The sequence below is a fragment of the Bifidobacterium adolescentis ATCC 15703 genome (genome assembly GCF_000010425.1).
In the GTDB taxonomy this organism is placed as follows: Bacteria; Actinomycetota; Actinomycetes; order Actinomycetales; family Bifidobacteriaceae; genus Bifidobacterium; species Bifidobacterium adolescentis.
Genome location: NC_008618.1, coordinates 958422 through 975501, shown reverse-complemented (window position 1 = coordinate 975501; position 17080 = coordinate 958422). Strand labels below are relative to the sequence as shown.

General features: G+C 59.7%; 13 protein-coding genes, 2 tRNA genes and 1 pseudogene. 4 read left to right on the top strand and 12 right to left on the bottom strand.

Annotation, left to right across the window (positions count from 1 at the left end):
* Nucleotides 1-8 precede the first annotated feature (8 nt).
* Nucleotides 9-1838 (bottom strand): AMP-dependent synthetase/ligase, encoded by a 1830-nt coding sequence (locus tag BAD_RS04130; RefSeq protein ID WP_011743163.1) that lies wholly within the window; start codon nucleotides 1836-1838, stop codon nucleotides 9-11.
* 113 nt (nucleotides 1839-1951) lie between these two features.
* Nucleotides 1952-2533, bottom strand: coding sequence for a M23 family metallopeptidase (locus tag BAD_RS04125; protein WP_113736408.1), 582 nt, complete (start codon nucleotides 2531-2533; stop codon nucleotides 1952-1954).
* A 215-nt stretch (nucleotides 2534-2748) separates the two neighbouring features.
* Here BAD_RS04125 and BAD_RS04120 point away from each other — a divergent pair, with 215 nt between their 5' ends.
* Entirely contained in the window at nucleotides 2749-3126 is a 378-nt protein-coding gene (locus BAD_RS04120) for a hypothetical protein (protein ID WP_003809340.1), read from the top strand.
* Nucleotides 3127-3182: 56 nt separating this feature from the next.
* On the opposite strand, the gene BAD_RS04115 is transcribed toward BAD_RS04120, so the two are convergent.
* From BAD_RS04115 to BAD_RS04105, 3 genes are all read right to left on the bottom strand, one after another.
* Nucleotides 3183-3255 (bottom strand) — tRNA-Asn (locus BAD_RS04115).
* Between the two features lie 27 nt (nucleotides 3256-3282).
* Nucleotides 3283-3355, bottom strand: a tRNA-Asn gene (locus BAD_RS04110).
* Between the two features lie 98 nt (nucleotides 3356-3453).
* On the bottom strand, nucleotides 3454-4155 hold the full coding sequence (locus BAD_RS04105; RefSeq protein ID WP_011743161.1) for an ABC transporter ATP-binding protein: 702 nt from the start codon (nucleotides 4153-4155) through the stop codon (nucleotides 3454-3456).
* Nucleotides 4156-4261: 106 nt separating this feature from the next.
* On the opposite strand from BAD_RS04105, the gene BAD_RS04100 reads away from it, so the two are divergent.
* A complete protein-coding gene (locus BAD_RS04100; RefSeq protein ID WP_011743160.1) occupies nucleotides 4262-6037 on the top strand; it encodes a bifunctional ADP-dependent NAD(P)H-hydrate dehydratase/NAD(P)H-hydrate epimerase in 1776 nt (591 codons plus the stop codon).
* 15 nt (nucleotides 6038-6052) lie between these two features.
* Here the strand turns inward: BAD_RS04100 and BAD_RS04095 are convergent, their stop codons facing one another.
* Entirely contained in the window at nucleotides 6053-9349 is a 3297-nt protein-coding gene (locus BAD_RS04095) for an ABC transporter permease (protein ID WP_041777300.1), read from the bottom strand.
* A complete protein-coding gene (locus tag BAD_RS04090; RefSeq protein WP_041777299.1) occupies nucleotides 9343-10044 on the bottom strand; it encodes an ABC transporter ATP-binding protein in 702 nt (233 codons plus the stop codon). The genes BAD_RS04095 and BAD_RS04090 overlap by 7 nt, the downstream gene beginning before the upstream one ends.
* 274 nt (nucleotides 10045-10318) lie before the next feature.
* Here BAD_RS04090 and BAD_RS04085 point away from each other — a divergent pair, with 274 nt between their 5' ends.
* Both BAD_RS04085 and BAD_RS04080 read left to right on the top strand, forming a co-directional pair.
* Nucleotides 10319-10954 (top strand): HAD family hydrolase, encoded by a 636-nt coding sequence (locus BAD_RS04085; protein ID WP_021913284.1) that lies wholly within the window; start codon nucleotides 10319-10321, stop codon nucleotides 10952-10954.
* A 161-nt stretch (nucleotides 10955-11115) separates the two neighbouring features.
* Nucleotides 11116-12038: pseudogene (locus BAD_RS04080) on the top strand (LysR family transcriptional regulator).
* A gap of 119 nt (nucleotides 12039-12157) precedes the next feature.
* On the opposite strand, the gene pyrE reads toward BAD_RS04080, so the two are convergent.
* The 5 genes from pyrE to BAD_RS04055 are packed head-to-tail and all read right to left on the bottom strand — an operon-like array spanning nucleotide 12158 to nucleotide 17078.
* Nucleotides 12158-12853 carry an orotate phosphoribosyltransferase gene (pyrE, locus tag BAD_RS04075; RefSeq protein WP_011743305.1) on the bottom strand — a complete coding sequence of 232 codons (696 nt, stop codon included), beginning with the start codon at nucleotides 12851-12853 and terminating at the stop codon, nucleotides 12158-12160.
* 36 nt (nucleotides 12854-12889) lie between these two features.
* Nucleotides 12890-13852 (bottom strand): dihydroorotate dehydrogenase, encoded by a 963-nt coding sequence (locus BAD_RS04070; RefSeq protein WP_003809360.1) that lies wholly within the window; start codon nucleotides 13850-13852, stop codon nucleotides 12890-12892.
* Nucleotides 13840-14658: a dihydroorotate dehydrogenase electron transfer subunit gene (locus tag BAD_RS04065; RefSeq protein WP_011743303.1), complete on the bottom strand. Its 819-nt coding sequence runs from the start codon at nucleotides 14656-14658 to the stop codon at nucleotides 13840-13842. Before BAD_RS04065 ends, BAD_RS04070 begins: the two co-directional genes overlap by 13 nt.
* Nucleotides 14659-14697: 39 nt before the next feature.
* Nucleotides 14698-15660, bottom strand: a complete 963-nt coding sequence (pyrF, locus tag BAD_RS04060) for an orotidine-5'-phosphate decarboxylase (protein ID WP_011743302.1) — start codon at nucleotides 15658-15660, stop codon at nucleotides 14698-14700.
* Nucleotides 15660-17078: a dihydroorotase gene (locus BAD_RS04055; RefSeq protein ID WP_011743301.1), complete on the bottom strand. Its 1419-nt coding sequence runs from the start codon at nucleotides 17076-17078 to the stop codon at nucleotides 15660-15662. The genes pyrF and BAD_RS04055 overlap by 1 nt, the downstream gene beginning before the upstream one ends.
* Between the last annotated feature and the right edge of the window lie 2 nt (nucleotides 17079-17080).

The window sequence follows — 17080 nt, the reverse complement described above, 5'->3', positions numbered from 1 at the left end:
TTCGAACATCATTCGGCGTGAGCCGCCGGCTTCCTCGGCACGTAGATGACCTTGTCGATCAACGTCCGGTAATGTTCAACCACTGCCTGCCTGCGGGCCTTCATGCTCGGCGTGACCAAACCGTTCTCCTCAGTGAACTCGTCGGGAACGATTTCGAACTTGCGGATTGATTCGGCACGTGAGGCGAGCTCATTGGCTTTGTTGACGGCACGCTCCACTTCCGCACGCACAATGGGATTCTTCGAGGCTTCATCCAAATCAGCGACCTGTTCCGCTCCCTTGGATTCCAGCCATAGGTTCGTCTCCGCCAAATCAAGGGAGATGATTGCGGCGATGAATGGCTTGCGATCGCCGATCATGACGCATTGGCTCACCACCGGCGAAGTCATGATGGATGCTTCCATCTCGCATGGGGAGACGTTCTTGCCGCCTGCGGTGATGATGAGATCCTTCTTACGCCCGACGATGGAAACGAAGCCGTCATCATCAATGGAGCCGAGATCACCGGTATGCAGCCATCCATCGACAATTTGCTGCTTGGTAACGTCAGGATTGTTGTGGTATCCGGCGCATACGGCAGGGCTCTTTATGCACAGCTCCCCTTCTTCGTCGACCCCCATGGTCACGCCTTGCAGAGGCAAGCCGATGGTGCCGATCTTGTAGCCTTCGGTCGGATTGACACTCGAGGGGGCGCACGTTTCGGTCATGCCGTAGCCTTCCAATAGCGACAGACCGACACCGTTGAAGAAATGCGCGATAGAGGAATCAAGCGGCGCTCCGCCGGAGACCGCATACTCGACGTGGCCGCCGAACACTTCCATGATTGACGAATACACCAGCTTGTTGTACAGGGCATGTTTTGCGTTCAGCGCGAGTGGAATGCTCCCACCGGACTGCTGAGCATGCGACCAATCGCATGCCGTCTGGGTGGCGTCAGCGAAAACACGTCCCTTGAAACCGGCTCCGGCCTTCTGCGAGGCCGCATTGTAGATCTTTTCGAAAATCCGCGGCACGGCGAGGATGAACGTCGGTTTGAACGCCTTGAAATCGGCGAGAATGGTCTTCAGATTGCTGGACAGACCGAGTGAAACGTTTCCGGCAAAGCAGAAGAACTGCATGTATCGGGCGAATACATGGGCGAGCGGCAGGAACAGCAGCAGTCGACGATTCGGTTTCATGGCGATGTCCGGCATGGAGTTGACGCCGGAATAGGTGATGAACACGAAATTGGCATGCGTCAGTTCAACGCCCTTCGGGGTGCCAGTGGATCCCGACGTATATACGATGGTGGCTAGATCGGAGCCTTTGACCGCTTGTTCACGTTCAAGGAATTCGGCGTCGGAGACCGCGCGGCCGTATTCGATGATCGTGTCAATTGCACCAAGTCCGATGACGTACACGTCGCCAAGATCCGGGCACTGATCACGGACGGATTCGATTTTGTCGCGCTGGAAATCATCCTCAGCGAACGCCATCTTGACATTGGCATCATTGAAAATCATCTTCACCTGCGCCGGCGAATTCGTTTCATAGACCGGAACGGTAAGGGCGCCGATGGACATGATGGCCACATCAAGCGCGGTCCACTGCCAGCAGGTATGCGCGATAATGGATACCGAATCTCCAGGCATTACGCCACGAGCGATAAGTCCTTTGGCGAGGGCGACGACCTTGTTTTTGAACTCCGCAGCGGTGAACGCCGCCCATTCGCCCTGAGCGTTCTTGTATTCGACAAGATTGTCGTCAGGAGTGCGTTCCACACGCTCCTCAAGTACTGAGAAGATGTTTTTGTCCGAGTCAATTCCCTGTTCCAAAGGGCGCGTGTATTCCTTGATCATAAGCTTCTCGCTCCTCGAAATCTAATGTACAGACAGCATCATAGCCGGAATACCGCACTTTTTCTTTAAGGCCACGACCCCAGGAACAACGACAACACCCGTGGATATGGCCGTTACAACGGTTTCAGTTCAACCCGCATCGACCTCACTCTGCCCGACGGATCCGCATAATCACGTCCTCCGCTCTTGAGGCCCCAATGCAGGCATCCATCGGCGCAATGTTCCGAGCCACCTTCAACACGAGCGAAACGCTCCCCCTTGGCGATGACGGCCCCGACCGGTCGCGTAGTGACCGCGGGTTCAAACGTCGACGTCAGGCTTCCTGTTTCCGCACCGTGGCGAAGCGTTACCACGGATTTGCCCGCCACTTTGCCACTGAAGGCGACCACACCATCCGCGGGCGCGATGATGGCGTCTTGCGGCCGTGCACGCAAATCCAAACCGCGATGCCCAGGCAACCATTGTTTAGCCGGCGCATCATATTCGCCGATTACTTGCGCGTGCTCCAAAGGCCACTGCATTGATGTGCGGCATGCCGCTTGTGCGACTTCATGCGCCACGTCATCAGCCGATTGCGCGTATGCCGACGCCGTAGGTTGCGCGCAGCATATCGTGAACGCGATATTCGCCAATACGCATACGGCCATCGCCGCGGCGCACCGGTGCCGGTTGCGCTTGTCAATGTCATCGGACATCTTATTGTGTCGAACACGACGACGGTATTCCCATTTGTTCATGAGGCCTCCTGTGGTCCGCGTCTCTATCGGGAATCGATATCATGGCACGTTCGAAGACCGCCCGTCGACTTGGAACGACCTTGTGGTCGGAGAACAACACTTATCCACAGATGCCGGGCGTGTCGCGCCATGACATGCCAAAACGCCACCGAACGTGGCATACGATGGGACGCATGAGTGACAACACTACGCAACGCAAGGCATTGCAGCAGTTGGAGAGCGAGCCGTCCGAGGAACGCATCGCCTACTACCGCAAGCCATTCATGGTGCTATGGGCCGCCATTCAGGAGGCTTCAAGCGAGCTGCAGGACGATTACACGCTTTCACCCGAATTGTCCCAGTTATGGGTTGGCGAGCAAATACGGCAGGTTTCGGATTCGCTAGTGGATCGGCTCGCGGAAATCGCCGTGGCGCATGGCGAGTCAAAATCGAATGTGGCACGTGCGGCCAACGCAAGTCCCGACAACGTCATACGTCGCTTCCCTCGACTCAAGGCTGATGCGGCACACGACCGCACACTCATTGACGACGTGCTCGATTCGTTGGAATAGCAGCGAAAAGTTCTTACGGAAACAAAAAAGCCCTTGGAAAACCAAGGGCTAAAAAGCTCCTGCGACTGGGCTTGAACCAGTGACCGTTCGATTAACAGTCGAATGCTCTGCCAACTGAGCTACGCAGGAATATGTTCCGGAGTACCCGAAACTGCGCTCCTGCGACTGGGCTTGAACCAGTGACCGTCCGATTAACAGTCGGATGCTCTGCCAACTGAGCTACGCAGGAATGTTCCCACCGGAAGACTTAGCTTCCGTGCACAAGTCACATATATTACACGAATCAGCCATTTACGCAAATCATACGTATCACAGCGTGTCGCAACGTCACCATTCAAGCTCTTCGATATCCATCGGATGCTCGTTGACCTCAATCGATGACACACGTCCATCATGCATGCGAATTACACGGTCCGCAATCGGCGCAATCGCAGAATTATGCGTCACGATCACCACTGTCGCGCCCTTCTTGCGGCTCATGTCCTGCAGAATGCGGAGCACTTGCTTGCCGGTGTTGTAGTCAAGCGCGCCGGTCGGTTCGTCACACAGCAGAATCTTCGGATTCTTCGCCACCGCTCGAGCGATCGCCACACGCTGCTGCTCGCCGCCCGACAACTGCGCGGGAAAATTGTCGACGCGGTCCGCAAGCCCTACGTCGGCGAGCGCCTGTCGGGCGTCTTGTGCGTCGGGAACGATTTGTGAGGCGAGTTCCACGTTTTCGCGTGCGGTGAGGTTGGCGACGAGGTTGTAGAACTGGAATACGAAGCCGATGTCGGTGCGGCGGTATGCGGTGAGTTGTTTGGGTGTGTAGTTGGAGATGTCTTTGCCGTCGATGATTACTTGTCCTGAGGTGTTGGTGTCCATGCCTCCTAGGATGTTGAGCACTGTTGATTTGCCTGCGCCGGATGCGCCGAGGATGATGGCGAGTTCGTCTTGTTCGATGGTGAAGGAGACGTTGTCGTTGGCGGTGATGGTGGTGGATCCCATGTGGTAGAGCTTGGTGCTGTTTTTCATTTCGATGTATGCCATGTTCCGCTCCGTTTTCTTGTTTGGCGTCCATGCCGTTTTTGTTTGTTGTTTTTAATATACGACTAAAGTGGTGTTTGTGGTTCCACGCCGAGGGGAAGGATTTTCCATGGATGTCTCCGATGATGCCGACCGTTTGCAGACGTTGTTGTATAGTTCCTATTCCGCCGATGTTGTCCGGCAGTTGGAGCGTCCTTTGTTGGATGATGGTGTGCCGTTGATGCGTATGGCTGCTTCTGCGGTGGCTCGTGTGACGTTGTCGTTGCTTGATGATGAGGATTTGGATGTTGAGGATGCGCGGGTCACGGTGTTGGCTGGCGCTGGGGACAATGGTGGCGATGGCTTGTATGCGGGGGCTGAGTTGGCGCGTGAGGGTGCGCAGGTTACCGCGGTTGCTGTTGGCCGTTCGTTGCATGAGGATGCGTTTAGGGAGTTTGTTCGTGCGGGTGGGCGTGTGTTGGTGTTGGATCCGGCGGCTGATATTCCTGGGTGCACGTCTGGTTTTTCCGCGGGTGAGGCTGGTGAGCGGCTGCAGGCTGCGGTCGAGTGTGCGCGGGGTGCGCATGTGGTGCTTGATGCTATGACGGGGATTGGCGTGGCCGGCGCGTTGCGTGGTGTCGCTGGCACGTTGGCTTCGTCTTTGGGTATGGATGGCGTGTTGCCGGACAAGCCTGCGTTGCCGAACAATGACCCTTCCGCTGATTTGCCGTTGGTGGTGGCCGTCGATGCGCCGTCGGGTGTGGGTGTTGATGATGGTTCGTTGCCGGGGCCGTATATTCCTGCGGATGTGACGGTGACGTTCGGTGCGATGAAGCCGTGTGCGATGGTGCCGCCGGCTTCGTATGCTTGCGGACGGATCACGTTGGTCGATTTCGGTTTCGATGTCGATGATGCTGTTCCGTTTGCCGAGATGACGGATGGCGATTTTGTGGCGGATTCGGTTCGTCTTCCGTCTCTTGCGGATGGCAAGTATTCGCGTGGGGTGGTTGGTTTGGTGACTGGTTCGGCGCGGTATCCGGGTGCTGCCGTGTTGTCGGCGAGGGCCGCGGCGTGCGCGAATGTGGGCATGGTGCGTTATCTGGGGCCGCAGCGTGCGCAGGATATGATATTGGCCGTGTTGCCGGAGGCTGTGTTGGGCAAGGGCCGGGTGCAGTCGTGGGTGGTTGGATCCGGCGTGCCCGCCGAGGGTGACGTTGCTTCCGGTGATGACATGCAGCGTGCGACCATTGCCGCGCTGCTGGATCATTACGCGTTGGAGGATGGCGATGGCTCGCGGAACGAGCGGGCGGAGGGCATGCCTCCCATTGTGGTTGATGCCGGCGCGTTGGATTTGCTGCCGTGCCATGTTGTGCCGCAGGTCGTTATCACTCCGCATGCCGGCGAATTGGCCGCATTGCTGAATCGGTTGGATGCCGATATGGCTGATGTTGTTTCCAGGCAGTGGGTGGAGGCCCGGCCATTGCGGGCGGCGTTGCGCGCGCATGAGCTTACGGGGGCCACGGTGCTGCTTAAGGGCGCGGTCACCATTGTGGTTGGAGCTGATGGAGATGGGAACACGCGGATCATCCTGTCCGGGCGCGCGCCTGCCTGGATGGCCACCGCCGGTTCGGGCGATGTGCTGGCCGGCGTGTTGGGCGCGTTGCTGGCGCAGCAGGACGACATGCTGTCCGACGATCCGGCTTTGGTTCCGGAGGTCGCCGCGGCCGCCGCGTATATGCATGGGCTTGCCGGCGCGATGGCCAGCGGGTCGGAGCAGCGCGGATGGCATCGTCCGCATCTGTATGGGCATGCGGGCAAGACTCCGGCGAGCGCGATCGGGCATCCGATTGTTGCCGGTGATGTCGTCGCGGCTGTTCCCCGGGCTTTTGGCGAGCTGCTCCGCTGACCGTTTCGTGGAGGGTCATTCCACTGATTTCAGTGCTTCGAGCATGTCCACCGTTTCGAGCTGGCGGTATACGATCCAGCCGAGCACGGCTAGTACCACGGCCACGACGATGGCCGGGGCCGCCAATGCGATCCAGCTGATGGCGAGGTCGAACATGACTTCGTCGGGTGGCACTTCGGTGATGATGTATCGGTGCAGCCATTCTCCGAAGCCGTATCCGGCGAGTATGCCCAGCAGTGACAGCAGGATCGTTTCGCGGTAGATGTACATCGTGGTCTCGCTGGTGTGGAAGCCGAGCACTTTGATCGTGGATAGCTCGCGTATGCGTTCCGACACGTTGAGGTTGGTCAGGTCGTAGAGGATCACCACGGCCAGCAGCACGGCCACGAGAATCAGCACTTCCATGATCTGGTTGAGCGATCCCACGATTGTGGACACCATGTTCTTCTGCGTCGTGTTCTGCACGACGCCGCGCACGGCGGCCAGTTTCATGAATTTGGCGCCTTGGCGTTCCGTGTTGGCGTTGCTGTGGTCTTTCAGTCCGACCATGTATGCGTTTGTGCTGTACTGGTCGCCGAACACGTGTTCGTAGCATTGCGCGTTCATGAATATGAAATGGCCGATGTACATTTCGCTGATGCCGGCGACTTTGATGGTGCGTTGCGCGCCGTTTTCGTCGTTTACCGTGAAGGTGTCGCCGACCGAGACGTTGAGCATTTCGGCGAGCCGTTCGGAGATTACCGCGCCATTGTTGACCAGTATCTGTGGTTGGTGTGTTTTGCGGTCGCGTAATGTCAGGTATTCGTTGAAGTTGTATGCGTCGTCGATGGCCAGCAGGGTGATCGACTGCTTATCGTTCTCCTTGCCTGCGGTTTTCGACAGTTCCTCGTAGCGCACCGCTGTCGAGGATTGGACGGTTTTGCCCTTCAGCGTCGTGGCGATTTCCTCGCGTTGCGCGCTGTTGGTGTCGGATTCCTCGGCGACGATCAGGTCGTAGTGGATGAGTTCCTCGAACTGTCGGTTTCCTATCTGTCCGATCGAGGATTGGACGGCGAGGCCGGCCGTCAGCAGGAATACCGCTCCGCATACGCCGAAGATCGTCATGAACATGCGTGTTTTGTATCGGAAGATGTTACGGGCGGTCACTTTGTGTGTGAAATTCAGACGGTTCCATAGTGGTGGGAAATGTTCCAAAAGAATTTTCGAGCCTTTGGCCGGCGGCTTGGGCAGCAGTAGGCTCGCCGGTTTTTCGCGCAGTTCCTTGGACGCGGCCAGCCATGACGGCACGACGGCGCTTATCCATGCAAGTGCGAATGCGGCCATGGTGATCCAGGGGTGGAATTTGAGCATGATGTCCGGCATGGTGAATCCCGCGCTGTATGCGTGGGCGACGATAAGCGGCAGCAGCGTGTGGCCGGCGAGCACGCCGATGCATGTGCCCAGGGTGGATGCGGCGAATCCGTATACGGTGAATTTGAGCATCACATCCGCGTTGCCGTAGCCGAGCGCCTTCAACGTTCCGGAATTGGTGCGTTCCTCGTCCACCATGCGTCCCATGGTGCTGAAGGTGACGAGCGCCGCGACGAAGTAGAGGAAGATCGGGAAGATGTCCGCCAGTTTCGCCACGATGCCTTCGATGACCATGTACACGCGGTAGCCTTGCGAGGTCGGGCCTTCGCGGCGGCCGCTGACGGAATAGGCCGGGACTGTGAGATTGTCGATCTTCTCCTCGGCGAGGGTTATCTGCCGTTCGGCTTCGGATATCTTGCGTTCGGCTTCGGGCTTCTGCGCGTTGAATTCGGCGAGTTTGCTCTGGTATTCCGTTTCGGCCTTGTCGATGTCCCTCTGGCCTTGGATAAGCTGCGTGACGCCGTCTGCGACTTGCTTGCCGGCCTGCGACACCGCTTTGCCGAGCTCGTTTTGTTTTTCGGCCATCTGTTTGGATGCCTGTGCGAGATTGTCCGCATTGCTCCGATACGCCTGCGAGCCTTGGTCGAGCCGCGCTACGGCGTTCTGGTATTGTTGCAGTCCCGCATTGTAGGCGTTCAGCTGTCTGTTGTATTCGGCGCAGGCTTCGTTGTACTGGTTGATCGCCATGTCGTATTTGCCGCGTATTTGTTCGTAGAGTTTGCCGGTGATGCCGGTCTGTTCCCATTTGCCGAGCGTCGCGCCGACTTTGTCGAGCACGGTTTTGCTTGTTTCGAGTTGTTCTCGCGCCGCGTCCAGCTGCGTTTTGCCGTTCGCCAGCTGGTTCCATGAATCGGAGAGCTGGTTCTGTCCTTGAGCCAGTTGCGTCTGTGCCGCCTGCAGTTGCGTCTGTCCGGAGGCGACCGACGCGTTGGCCGAGGCCAGTTGCGCTTGCGCCGTGGCCAGCTGGGCCGCGGCCGCCGACCCTTCCTCCACTGCCTCGGCGCTGCCTTCGCTCAACTGGTCCTTGGCGTTGTCGATCTGCTGTTTGGCATCGTCCAGCTGCCGTTGCGCGTCGGCAAGCTGCTGTTTGGATGTTTTGACTTTGTCCTTGGCCTCGTCGATTTTCTTGCGCTGTTGGCTGCGTATCGTCGCTTCGCGGGCTTTTGGCTGGTTCGCGAGCAACGTCACGAGCTGATCCTTATGCTTCTGCACGGCATCGCGGTATTCGGCGCTCCAGTAGTCCAATCCCTCGGTGTCTTCGTAGGTCGCCCGGGCGATCATCTTCACGTCGGAATCGAACTCTCCCGGAACGGCCACGGCATAGCCTTTGAGCTCGCCGCCGCCGGCCGTGGATTGTCCCATGTTGAGGCAGGACAGAGTCTCGCTGGCCCGGACGAAACCGACGACGGTGAATTTGTGGTGGCGTAGCACGGTGCCGCCTGCGATGTCCGTTTTCTCGGTAACGTTCAAGGTGCTGCCGACGGCGAATCTGTCGCGTTCTTTCATGTCCAACGCGATTTCGCCGGTCCGCTTCGGCAGTCGTCCTTCCGTCACGTCATAGGTGGAGACGGCATCGGGTTTGGAATAGATGCGCATGCTCCTGTCGGTGCCGGAGATGACCACGTCCTTGAAGTACCCGTATTCGACTTCCTTGATGCCGTCGGCCTTGCCGATGATCCTCTCGTCGTCTTTGGAGATGCCGTAGTTGGAGACCACGGTGATGTCGGCGAGGTTGTTACGCCCGTAGAAGTCGGCGGCGGTCGCCTGCATGTCCGGCCCGGTGACCTTCAGTCCCACCAGCGCGAATGAGCCAAGCGCCATGAGGCATACGATGGACACGACCCGGCCTTTCGACTTGGACAGTGTTTGCCGGATGTCCTTCCACAGCATGCGTTTCACCATTCCAGCTCCTCGATGTCCATCGGATGCTCGTTGGTTTCGATTGATTTGACGCGGGCGTCGTGCATGCGGATCACCCTGTCCGCGATGGGGGCGATCGCGGAGTTGTGCGTCACGATCACCACCGTCGCCCCGCGTTTGCGGCTCATGTCCTGCAGGATGCGGAGCACCTGCTTGCCGGTATGGTAGTCGAGCGCGCCGGTCGGTTCGTCGCATAGCAGGATCTTCGGGTTCTTCGCCACGGCTCTCGCGATGGCCACGCGCTGCTGCTCGCCGCCGGAAAGCTGCGCGGGGAAATTGTCGATGCGGTCGCCAAGTCCCACATCGACCAGCGTCTGCACTGGATCGGCCACGTTCTTGACGAGTTCGGAGGCGAGTTCCACGTTCTCCTTGGCGGTGAGGTTGGCCACCAGATTGTAGAACTGGAATACGAATCCGATGTTGTTGCGCCGGTAATCGGTCAGTTGCTTCGCGTCGAAGTCCGAGATGTCGACGCCGTCGATGATGACCTTGCCTTCGGAATTCGTGTCCATGCCGCCCAGGATGTTGAGCACCGTCGATTTGCCGGCTCCGGATGATCCCAGAATGATCGCAAGCTCGCCGCGTTCGATGCCGAAACTCACATCGTTGTTGGCGGTGATTGTGATGTCGCCCATATGGTAGCGCTTGAAGCTGTGCACCATTTCGATATATGCCATCGTCGGCCCCTTCCTAATGCTTTCCACTAGGACACCCGTCTATTCAGACAACATGTTGATTTAATTTCGGATTGATTGTATGTTCGAAATGGTCGGCATGACAATCATCACAATCGCCGAAAACGTCTAGATTAGCCTTTTTCAAAACCCAAGCGAGCCTTTCCGCCCCAATGACTTTCAGGAAACGCCGCATGCGAAGACGAAAACGTCCTTCACGAACATGGGTACGGTACACTGGCGGAAGACAGACGCACGCTACAAGAAGGGTTTCCCGATGACCGTTGCAGTTCCGACCATCACCGACGTCGTTTTCGATTTCTGCGGAGTGTTGCTGGATTGGCGGACACGGGCATGTCTTGAAGGCAGATTCGACGACGCGACCGTCGACCGCATCTGCGCCGACGACGACCCCTGCGGCTTCTTCGGATACGAGGACCGTATGGACGCCGGGGAGGACTTCGATTCGATATGGCCCGATGTGGTGGCCGAGCAGGGAGAACGCGTCGCCGGGATCTTCCGTTATTACATCGCGCATTACGACGACGCGCTGCCACGCATGCTGCCCGGCATGGAGCGGCTGCTGCGCGATCTGAAGGCGGCCGGCTATGGCGTGTGGGGATTGACGAATTGGTCCCATGAGACGTTCCATTTCGCATTCGAGAAGTTCCCGCAGCTTGCCGAACTGCTGCAGGGCACCGTCGTCTCCGGCGTGGAGAAGATGCACAAGCCGAACGCCGACATCTACGAACTGGCGATGAGCCGTTTCGGCCTAAGCCCCGAGAGCAGCGTGTTCCTCGACGACACCGCGAAGAACGTCGCCGGGGCGCGGTCGGCCGGCATGCACGCCTTCCGTTTCGTCGACGCCGACCAGGCGCGCAGGGACCTGGAATCCTTGGGCGTGCGCGTGTGAGCGCGGCGGACGTGCGCCTGCGTCCCGCGGAACGGGCCTCGGCCATGCGCCCATATCATCGTCCGCTGTAGGCCGCACATCCACCGACCGCGTGTCCACTATGCAAAACGAAGCGCTATAAATCGTCGTTTCGTAAAGCGACGCTGGTATAAATGGGCGTTATGACCCTCCTTCAGCTGAAATACATCGTCAAAATAGTGGAATGCGGCTCCATGAACGAGGCCTCGCACGAGCTGTACGTATCCCAGCCCGCGTTGAGCTCCTCGGTGAAGGAGCTTGAGAACGAGCTCGGCATCGAGATCTTCACCCGTTCCTCCCAAGGCATCGCGTTGACCGTGGACGGCGCGGAATTCCTCACCTACGCGCGTCAGGTCCTCGATCAGGCGTCGCTGCTGGAGGAACGGTACAAGAACGCGAAACCCCGCAAACAGCTGTGCTCCGTGTCCACGCAGCATTACATGTTCGCCGTGGAGGCGTTCGTGGAGATGATCGATCCACCAAATCCGACGAATACGAGTCCACCATCCGCGAGACCCGCACGAAGGACATCATCAACCAGGTGGCGAACATGCTTTCGGAGATCGGCATCATCTACCTGTCCGACTTCAACAAGGACGTGATCGGCAAGCTGCTGCGCGAGAAGCATCTCGAGTTCCATCCGCTGTTCCGCGCGCCGTTGCACGTGTTCATCTCGCGCGACAATCCGCTGGCCGGCAAGAAGAAGGTCACCATGGACGATCTGAAGCCGTTCCCGTTCATCCAATACGAGCAGGGCGAGGAAGGCAGCTTCTTCTTCGCGGAGGAGGCCGTCTGGCCGGAGTACTCCCCCAAGCAGATCAACGTGACCGACCGCGCCACGATTCTGAACTTCATCATCGGCCTGAACGGCTACACGGTATGCACCGGCATCGACAACGGCGATCTCAACAACGAGAAGATCGTCACCGTGCCGCTCGACACCGATGAGACGATGCTTGTCGGATGGATCACCAATGAGCGCGCGAAGCTGTCCAAGGCCGCCGAAACGTACTTGGAGAAGCTCAAGTCGGTGGTCGCCAGCCACGGCTACACGCTCATCGACTGACCCCGGAACAGAGGAACCACAACGAAAAGGCACTGTACTGCCCGAAAGCAGCACAGTGCCTTTCTGTCATATCCGAGATTATAACAGCCGATGAGCGCGGTTCAGCGCGAACGCCGCAGTCAGGCGCCGTACTGTTCCAGGTACGCGTCGGCGGCGGCCTTGATCTCCGGTGTGACGTACGGGGTGCCGTCGGCGTTCTGGATGCGCTGGCCGGCTTCGAAGATCTCCTTCACGTTGGCGATGGCGAACACCGGGAAGCCGAATTCGGCTTCGACGGCCTTCACCGCGGACGTGTCGGAATCCTTGGTCTTCTCCATGCGGTCCACGCTCAGTACCAGGCCGATGACCTCGACGTTCGCCTCGGCCTTGAGCTTCGGGATGACCTCGCGCACAGCGGTGCCGGCGGTCATCACGTCGTCGACGAGCAGGACCTTCATGCCGTCCGCAAGCTGCGTGCCGACCATCATGCCGCCGTCGCCATGGTCCTTCTTCTCCTTGCGGTCGAAGGTGTAGCCGACCTCCATGCCATGGGCGGACGTCAGCGCGATGGCGGTGGACACGCCCAGCGGGATGCCCTTGTAGGCAGGGCCGAACACGGTGTCGACATCCTTGGGCAGGTTGCCCGCCTCGATCTCCTCGACAATCTTCTCGGCGTAGAACGCGCCGAGACGGGCGATCTTGCGTCCGTCGTTGAATGCGCCGGCGTTGATGAAGTACGGCGACTTGCGGCCGGACTTCAATGTGAACTCGCCGAATTTCAACGCCTGCGATTCCAGCAGGAACTCGGTGAAACGATGGTCGAGCGATGCGGTCATTTGCTTGTTCTCCTTACATTGATCGATTACGAAATTTCAGCGCCAGGTCTCGCCTTTGGCGAGCTTGTCGGCGAGTTCGGGACGTTCGTCGAGCAGATCGTCGAGTTCGCGGGCCACGCGCAGCGGCGCGGTCGGCTCGAACAATGCGGCCGCGCCGACTTCGACGGCGTTGGCGCCGGCATACAGGTATTCGAGCGCGGTCTCGCCGGAGTCGATGCCTCCGATGCCGATGATCGGTATTTCTGGCAATGCGGCGCGCACGCGCCATACCGCGGCCAGTCCGACCGGCAGGACGGCCGGGCCGGACACGCCGCCGGTGACGTGCGTGATGACCGGCTCGCCGGTGCGGATGTTGATGCGCATGCCGAGCAGCGTGTTGATCAGGCTCAATGCGTCGGCTCCGCTTTCCACCGCGGCTCGTGCCGGCACGGTGATGTCGGTGACGTTCGGGGTGAGTTTGACGATCATCTTCTTGTCGGTGAGCTTGCGCAGTCTGGTGATGAGGCGGCTCAAAGCCACCGGGTCGGTGCCGACGCTCATGCCGCCTGCGGACACGTTCGGACAGCTCACGTTGATTTCCAGCATGTCGGCCGGGGAATCGTCGAGCTTGGACACGACTTCCGCGTAGTCGTCGTCGCAGTGTCCGGCGACGTTGGCGATGACGGTGGCGTTGATGGCCTTGAGTTTCGGCAGATCGTCCTCAAGGTAATGGTCCACGCCGGGATTCTGCAGGCCGACGGCGTTGATGTTGCTGGAGGGGCCTTCCGCAGTACGGATGCCAGGATTGCCTTCCCATGGCACCGGAGACACGCCTTTAGTGGTGACGGCGCCCAGCTGGCTCACGTCATAGAACCAGCGCACGGCAGCATATTGGAACGTGCCGGAAGCGGTCGCCACCGGATTCTTCCACGGGATACCAGCCACCTGGGTGGGATGCTTCCATTCGTGCTGTTCGTACAGGTTCGCATGTTGTTCTGCGGTCATGCTCACTCCCCCCATCCCAATTGTTCGCGGGTGAACACAGGTCCGTCCGAGCAGACCTTCAATCGTCCTTCGGCGGTGTCGACGGTGCACAGCACGCATGTGCCGTATCCGCAGCCCATGCGCTGTTCCAAGCTCAGCTGTGCCTCGATGCCGCGTTTCGCCGCCCATGCGGCGACGGCCTTCATCATCGGCAACGGCCCGCATGAGAGGATGACCGGCTTCAGCTCGCCGTTCACCAGTTCATTTTCAATACGGTCAAGGAGCGTTACGACATTGCCTTCGGATTCGTCGATGCTGTATGTCTTGTCCGCGTACCGGCCGACGTATCCGTCTCCGAAACGCACGTTGCGGTATCCGAACACCGCGGTGCTCGTCGACCCCTCCGATTCGGCGATGGCCTGCGCGGCGCGCACCAGCGGCGGCACGCCGAGACCGCCGGCCACCAGCACGTAGTTCGCGTTCTCCTTGGTGTTGAAGGAGTTGCCGAGAGGACCCATCACCCGAATGGTGTCGCCCGCACGCAATTCGGAGAATTCGGCGGTGCCTTTGCCGACGACGGCGAAGATAAGGCTCACCTCATCGCCATCCACTTCTGCCACGCCGAACGGGCGGGGCATCAGTCTGCTCGGATTGTTGGAATACACGTCGACGAACTGCGCCGGCTTGGCATGTCCCGCGATGAATTCGTCGCGGAATGTCAATCGGTACACGCCATCGGCCAGCATGCGGTTGTCGACGATTTCGACCGTGTGCCTGCTGGGGAAGAATCCCGCTTCCCTCGCCTGGCCGACGGTCGGCATGAACGTTGCTGCGGCGGTCATGACTCCCTTTCCTGTGTTTCGTTCGATTGTTCTGGTAGCTTACGGCAGTACCGCGCGCAGATTGTCGCGCATGTCCTTCGCGGCCTCGCGCGCCGATTCGGCGACCAAGTCAAGCGCATCGTCTGCGCTCATGGATTCGCTGTATTTGCTGGACTTCTTCCAGGCTCCGATGATGCCACGCGACGAATTGACGAGCGCGCCCATGCCGTCTTTGTCGAACATGCCGGCCACGCCTTGGGCGGTACCGCCCTGCGCGCCGTAACCGGGGACCAGGAAGAACGTGTGCGGCATGCGCGCCCGCAACGCCTTGCCTTCCTCGGGATGGGTGGCTCCGACCACCGCGCCGACACGGGAATACCCGTTCGCGCCGATGGTTTCGGCTCCCCAGCCTTCCACGAGGTCGGCGACATGCTCGTACACGCGCTCGCCTGAGGCGAGTTCGAGTTCCTGCAGTTCGCTGCTGGATGGATTGGAGGTGCGTACCAGTACGAAGATGTCCTTGTCGGCACCAGTGGCGGCTTCGACGAACGGGGTGATGCCGTCGGTGCCGAGGTAGGGGTTCACGGTGACCGCGTCCTCATGCCACGGGTCGAAAGCGTGCTCCCCCGCGTTCACACCGCTCAGATGGTGGGCGTAGGCGGCTGCGGTGGAGCCGATGTCGCCGCGCTTGACGTCGCCGAGGACGTACAGTCCCTGCTGTTTGGCGTATTCGCAGGTCATGCTGTAGGCGTCGATGCCGGCTGGTCCGAGCGCCTCATACATGGCGATCTGCGGTTTGACGGCCGGGACGATGTCGGCTACTGCGTCGATGATGGCGCGGTTGAATTCGAAGAAGGCGACGGACAGTTGGGCTGCCGGCGCTTCCGTCGGATCCTCCACCTGTTCGGCGATTTCCTCGGCGAAGCTGGCCACGACCTGATTCGGCACCAGCGCTTCGGTGGGGTCGAGTCCCACGACGCTTGGATTCTGCTTGTCTTCGATGGCTTCGATCAGACGGTCCATCAGTCCTCCTTGTCGATGCGGCTGAAGGCCAGCTTCGAGCCGATGATGGTGGCGAGCGGCCGGCCGGTGACCTGCCATCCGCCGAATGGGGTGTTACGTGCCGAGGAGTGGAACTTCTCCGGGTCGACGGTCCATTCCTCTCCGGTGTTCAGCACCACGAGATCCACCTGGTCGCTTTCGGGCACGCGGCCCAGATCAAGCACGCGCTTGGTGTCGTCGTCTCCCGGCACGGCGTCGGCGTAGTCGTCGAGTACCGCCGTGATGTCCGTTTTGTCGTGGCCCATGAGTTCGGCCGGACCGGTGGACATGAGTTCGATGAGACGTTCGTCGGAAATGAATCCGCCGTCGACAAGTATCTTGTGGCAGACGCCGTATGCGCATTCCAGCCCGATGATGCCGTTGGGCGCGTCGAGGAAGCCGAGTTCCTTCTCTTCCATGGTGTGGGGCGCATGGTCGGTGGCCAACAAATCGACCGTGCCGTCGGCGACGGCTGCGATGGTGGCCTGGCGGTCCGCTTCGGAGCGCAGCGGCGGGTTCATTTTGGCCAAAGTGCCGTACTTAAGCAGCGCCTCGTCGTTCAATGCGATGTAATGCGGCGCGGTCTCGCAGGTGATCGGAAGTCCTTCGGCCTTGGCTTTGCGGATGGCGTCGAAGGAGATCGCGGTGCTGACGTGCTGGAAGTGCACGTGCACGCCGGTTTTGCGGGACATGTCAATGTCGCGTTCGACGATTTTGAGTTCCGTGTCCTCCGGAATGCCTGGAACGCCAAGCTTGCGGGACACCGGACCGTCATTGACCGCGCCGGTGTCGTGGTGTTCGCAATGCTCGATGAGGTACAGTCCCGACTCCTTGACGTTTTCGAACACCTGTTCGAGAATGCTGGGGGTCACCGCGGAACCGTCATCGCTGATGGCGGTCACCGGATGCGCCAGCTGGTAGGCGTCCTTATGCTCGTCGCCATGTTCGGGCAGGTAGCCGATCCAGTCGGCCACTTCGGTGGCCTCATGGCCGGCACGCCCCTTTGAGGCGCATACGCATAGGTCGTAGCGCACCGGCAGTTTCACGCCATGAGCGGCCTCGTAATGCTGCAGGTAATCGATGACCGTGTCGTATTCGGCGTCGAGCACTTCGGAGGCGCCCGGCTGGCCGGCCTCCACCTTCACGCCATCCATGGCCGGCACGGTGTTTGGCATGATGAGCACGTTCGTGTATCCGCCGGATGCCGCCGCCGCGCAGCCGGAGATCATGGACTCCTTGTAGGTCTGTCCGGGATCGCGGAAATGCACGTGCGGGTCTTCGAATCCGGGGGCGATGGTCATCGCCGAGGCGTCCACGGACGCGTCCGTGTCGGAGGGGACGACGAGGTCAATGACTTCGCCGGTGTTCCAGACCTTGATGTCGTGAAGGGTGAGGGTCATGA

Bases quoted from the DNA above. Each gene is read 5' to 3' on its own strand.
- BAD_RS04130 (WP_011743163.1), bottom strand. From the start codon at position 1,838: ATGATCAAGGAATACACGCGCCCTTTGGAACAGGGAATTGACTCGGAC.
- BAD_RS04125 (WP_113736408.1), bottom strand. From the start codon at position 2,533: ATGTCCGATGACATTGACAAGCGCAACCGGCACCGGTGCGCCGCGGCG.
- BAD_RS04120 (WP_003809340.1), top strand. From the start codon at position 2,749: ATGAGTGACAACACTACGCAACGCAAGGCATTGCAGCAGTTGGAGAGC.
- BAD_RS04105 (WP_011743161.1), bottom strand. From the start codon at position 4,155: ATGGCATACATCGAAATGAAAAACAGCACCAAGCTCTACCACATGGGA.
- BAD_RS04100 (WP_011743160.1), top strand. From the start codon at position 4,262: ATGGATGTCTCCGATGATGCCGACCGTTTGCAGACGTTGTTGTATAGT.
- BAD_RS04095 (WP_041777300.1), bottom strand. From the start codon at position 9,349: ATGGTGAAACGCATGCTGTGGAAGGACATCCGGCAAACACTGTCCAAG.
- BAD_RS04090 (WP_041777299.1), bottom strand. From the start codon at position 10,044: ATGGCATATATCGAAATGGTGCACAGCTTCAAGCGCTACCATATGGGC.
- BAD_RS04085 (WP_021913284.1), top strand. From the start codon at position 10,319: ATGACCGTTGCAGTTCCGACCATCACCGACGTCGTTTTCGATTTCTGC.
- pyrE (WP_011743305.1), bottom strand. From the start codon at position 12,853: ATGACCGCATCGCTCGACCATCGTTTCACCGAGTTCCTGCTGGAATCG.
- BAD_RS04070 (WP_003809360.1), bottom strand. From the start codon at position 13,852: ATGGGGGGAGTGAGCATGACCGCAGAACAACATGCGAACCTGTACGAA.
- BAD_RS04065 (WP_011743303.1), bottom strand. From the start codon at position 14,658: ATGACCGCCGCAGCAACGTTCATGCCGACCGTCGGCCAGGCGAGGGAA.
- pyrF (WP_011743302.1), bottom strand. From the start codon at position 15,660: ATGGACCGTCTGATCGAAGCCATCGAAGACAAGCAGAATCCAAGCGTC.
- BAD_RS04055 (WP_011743301.1), bottom strand. From the start codon at position 17,078: ATGACCCTCACCCTTCACGACATCAAGGTCTGGAACACCGGCGAAGTC.